Origin of the sequence: Hymenobacter coccineus, from assembly GCF_001816125.1 — a bacterium.
GTDB classification, from domain to species: Bacteria; Bacteroidota; Bacteroidia; order Cytophagales; family Hymenobacteraceae; genus Hymenobacter; species Hymenobacter coccineus.
On the sequence record NZ_MDZA01000198.1, the window covers coordinates 1 to 3,813 of the forward strand.

The following is a 3,813-nucleotide window of genomic DNA, read 5'->3' on the forward strand; positions in this document are numbered from 1 at the left end:
GCCAGGGCCCCGGTGCCGAGCAATTCAAGCAGGGCCGCAAACGGCGCCGCCCCAGTACACGCCGTCGCCCAGGGCGGCGGCCCCGGGCACGGCGGGGCAGCGGTGCAGGTAGTGCAGCGTGTCGGGCTCCACGGGGCCCCCGGCAAAAAGCGGTAGCGCGGCGGCGGGCGAAGCCGAGTCCAACGGCAGCGTCAGCACGTCGCTGAGCAGCAGCTCGGTGGGGCGGTTGAGCACGAGCCCGAAGGTACCGTCATCGGGCGCGTCGCGGCAGACAAGCACCACGCTGCGCTCGAAGTTGGGGTCGCCCAGGAAGGGCTGCGAGATGAGGAGCGTGCCGGGGGTCATGTCGTTTAACAATTAACAGTCATCAGTTAACAAGGCGCTGGGGGTGGGATACCCGCTGGCGCTGGGGGCCCCAGCGCCAGGGCCCCGGCCGGCCATTGTACCTTGCGCCCACTTTTACGGCTTGGCCGGCCAGACAACCGACCAGCTGACCGGGCTAAGCGCCAACCGCCGGCGGGGCGGCCGGGTTCCGCCGCGGCAGGGCCCCGCGGGGCCCCGCGTCAGCAGCAGGTGCCCCCGGGCCCCGGCGCTTTGTTATTTTATTATAACAATACCCCGGCGCTTTGTTCAACGATAGTTGTTAATTATTAACTGACATGACCGACCAAGAGCTTGCCGACCTGCGCCAATCGTACACCCAGCGCACCCTGGCCGAGGCCGACGCGCAGCCCGACGCCATGCGCCAGTTCCGCACCTGGCTCGACGAGGCCGTGGCTGCCCGCCTCGACGAGCCCAGCGCCCTCACCCTGAGTACCGTGGACGCGGCCACCGGCCAGCCCAGCGCCCGCGTGGTGCTGCTCAAGGGCCTGCCCGACGACGCCGGCTTTTTGTTTTACACCAACTACGACTCGCGCAAGGGCCGCGAGCTGGCCGGCCAGCCACTGGCCGCCATCAGCTTTTTCTGGCCCGGCCTCGAGCGCCAGGTGCGCGTGGAGGGCCGGGTGGAAAAAGCGCCGGAAGCCATGTCGACCGCCTACTTCCAGAGCCGCCCGCGCAGCAGCCAGCTTGGGGCCTGGGCCTCGCCCCAGAGCCAGGTCATCGGCAGCCGCGAGGCCCTGGAGGCCCGCGAGCAGGCCGTGGAGGCCGATTTCGCCGGCCAGGACCCACTGCCGCGCCCGTCGCACTGGGGCGGCTACATCCTGCGGCCGCACCGCCTCGAATTCTGGCAGGGCCGCCCCAGCCGCCTGCACGACCGCCTGGAGTACAACCTGGTGGACGGGGCCTGGACCATCGCGCGCCTGGCCCCCTGAGGTCATTTAACAAGTAACATTTATCATTTAACAGGCACTTGCCAAGCAGCGGGGCTTGGGACAAGCAGCGGCCTGGGGCCCCAGCTCAGGTTTAATTACCCGGTTTTGCTTGCCGCTGCCGGGGCCCCGGCAGCGGCATTGGGGCCCCGGCAGTCGCCAAATGATGAATATTGCGTGTTAAATGATAAATGTTACTTGTTAAATGAAATAGATTTGGCTGAAATCCAACCCTTGCGCGGCTGGCGCTACGCCCCGGCCCTCGGCGCCGACATCGACGCTTACGTATCGCCGCTGTTCGACGTGGTATCGCCCCGGCAGCGGGCGGCGCTCTACCGCAACCCACTCAACTCCATTCACTTGGCCGTGCCGCAGGGCGACGATCCGGCCGGCGCGGCCCTGGCCACGCTGCGGCGCTGGGAGGCCGAGGGCGTGCTCCGGCAGGACGCGCTGCCCGGCATTTATGCCTATTACCAGTACTTTCGGCTGCCGGGCAGCGCCCGCGAATACTGCCGCAAGGGTTTCATGTGCCACATCCGGGCCTACGACTGGGCCGAGGGCGTGGTGCTGCGCCACGAAAACACGCTGCCCGCCAGCGTGCACGACCGCGCCGCGCTGCTGGCCCGCACCGAGTTCCAGACCAGCGCCACCCACGGGCTCTACCGCGACGACGCCTTCGAGCTGGAAACCTACCTCGACGAGGCCATGCAGTCGCCCCTCTACCAGACCGAGGACGACTACCAGGGGGCCCGCGACGTGCTGGCCGTGGTGCAGGACGCGGCCGTGATTCGGCGCTTCCAGGCCGTGCTGGCCGGGCGCGAAGTGATTCTGGCCGACGGCCACCACCGCTACGAAGGCGCGCTGGCCCACCGCCACGCCCGCCAGGCCCAGGCCGGGCCCGCCGCCACCGGCCGCGAGCCCTGGAACTACCACCTCATGTACCTCACCAACGCGGCCAGCGACGACTTGCGCATCCTGCCCACCCACCGCCTGCTGCTGGACTTGCCCGGGGGCCCCGGCGGCCGCGCCCTGAGCGACGCCGAGTTTCTGGCCCGCCTGGGGCCCTACTTCACGGTGCTGCCGCTGGAAGAAGCCACCAACTTACCCGAGCTGATTGCCGGCAAGCGCTGGGCCTTCGGGCTGTACTTGGGCGGGCTGGCTTATAAAATCCGGCTCCGGCCGGAAGCCCACGCGCTGCTCGACTGGGACACGACGGCCGAGGTGAAGGACCTGGACCTGACGGTGCTGCACTATTTTGTACTGGAACGCGCCCTGGGCCTGCGGGGCCCCGATGCGCAGCGCGCCTGGCCAGGCGTGGCCTACGTGCGCAGCTTCGCCGAGTGCCTCCAGCGGGTGGACCGCGGCGAGGCCCGCGCCGCCCTGATTGTGAACGAGGTGAGCATGGCCGAGGTGGAGGCCGTGTGCCACTCCGGGGCCGTGATGCCGGCCAAGTCCACCTTCTTCTACCCCAAAACCCTGGCCGGCTTCCTCTTCAGCAGCATCGCCGACGAGGAGGCCGGCAACGGGTTCGACCAGTACTTCCAGGGCCCCGCAGCTAGCGCGGGGCTGTTGTAGGCCCGCCCGCCGGTATGCGCACTTTGCTGCTTTTGTTGTTGGCTGGCGTGGGGCTGGCGGGGCTGCACTTGGTGCTGCTCTACGGCTTCGTGCCCTACGCGGCGTTGGCGCCGGCGCTGGACGCGGCCAATACCGCGGCCGAGGTAGCCAGCGCCCCCTGGCCCGCCCAGCCCCTGGCCCACAACGCCCTGGACTACGCCCGGCTACGCGGGGTGGCCTGGGGGCTATTGATCGTGGGGGCCCTGGGGCTGTACTACTGGCGCAGCGCAGCCCGGCGCGAAGCCCAGCGGCTGGCACACGACGCGCACCGGGCCGGTCGGGCGCTGGCGGCGGGCTGGCGGCGGCAGCGCCTGGCCACTCGGTGGGCCACCGGGGCCCTCCTACTGGCAGTAGCCGCCGTGCGCACGTACTTGCTGGTGCAGATGCCTTTCAATCCCGATGAGTTCGTCACGGTCGATTATTTCGTGGCGCCGGGGCCAGCCGTGGCGGCGGGCTTTTACCTGCTACCCAACAACCATTTACTGCACAGCCTGTTGGTGTGGCCGCTATTGCGTTGGTCACCGGTGGGCGCCCCCGACCTGCTGGCCCGCCTGCCGGTTTTTGGGCTGGGGCTAATAGGACTGGTGGTGGGGTTTGCAGTGCTGACGCGCCTTACTACGTGGCGCATAGCCGCGCTGGCTACTTTGCTGTTTCAGTTTTTGCCCATGGGCATGGAATACGCCGTCACGGCCCGGGGTTACGGGCCCCAAACGCTGTGCACGCAGGCGGCGTGGCTGGCAGCGCTGGTGCTGCTGCGGGGCCCCCGCGGCCACCGCTTTGCCTGGGCGGTGTGGGCAGGCGCTAGCGTGGTGGGCTTTTACTTCATTCCGACGTTTCTCTACCCCTTCGCGGGCTCGGTGGCGGCGATAGTGTGCTAGGCCGGGGCCCG

Annotated in this window: 4 protein-coding genes; 3 read left to right on the forward strand and 1 reads right to left on the reverse strand. The window is 68.9% G+C overall.

Annotated elements, in window-relative coordinates; translation table 11 throughout:
• Positions 1 to 24 precede the first annotated feature (24 nt).
• Positions 25 to 345 (reverse strand): YqgE/AlgH family protein, encoded by a 321-nt coding sequence (locus BEN49_RS12200; RefSeq protein ID WP_070743812.1) that lies wholly within the window; start codon positions 343 to 345, stop codon positions 25 to 27.
• Positions 346 to 659: 314 nt separating this feature from the next.
• Here BEN49_RS12200 and pdxH point away from each other — a divergent pair, with 314 nt between their 5' ends.
• From pdxH to BEN49_RS12215, 3 genes are all read left to right on the forward strand, one after another.
• Positions 660 to 1,313, forward strand: coding sequence for a pyridoxamine 5'-phosphate oxidase (gene pdxH / locus BEN49_RS12205; RefSeq protein ID WP_070743814.1), 654 nt, complete (start codon positions 660 to 662; stop codon positions 1,311 to 1,313).
• Between the two features lie 213 nt (positions 1,314 to 1,526).
• The gene (locus tag BEN49_RS12210; protein WP_070743816.1) at positions 1,527 to 2,885 is read left to right on the forward strand and encodes a DUF1015 domain-containing protein; all 1,359 of its coding nucleotides are present in this window, start codon (positions 1,527 to 1,529) and stop codon (positions 2,883 to 2,885) included.
• A 14-nt stretch (positions 2,886 to 2,899) separates the two neighbouring features.
• Complete coding sequence (locus tag BEN49_RS12215; protein ID WP_070743818.1) at positions 2,900 to 3,802, forward strand: hypothetical protein; 903 nt, start codon at positions 2,900 to 2,902, stop codon at positions 3,800 to 3,802.
• Positions 3,803 to 3,813 lie beyond the last annotated feature (11 nt).

Excerpts from the sequence above, each read along its gene's own strand:
- pdxH (WP_070743814.1), top strand. The coding sequence starts at position 660 with ATGACCGACCAAGAGCTTGCCGACCTGCGCCAATCGTACACCCAGCGC.
- BEN49_RS12215 (WP_070743818.1), top strand. The coding sequence starts at position 2,900 with ATGCGCACTTTGCTGCTTTTGTTGTTGGCTGGCGTGGGGCTGGCGGGG.
- BEN49_RS12200 (WP_070743812.1), bottom strand. The coding sequence starts at position 345 with ATGACCCCCGGCACGCTCCTCATCTCGCAGCCCTTCCTGGGCGACCCC.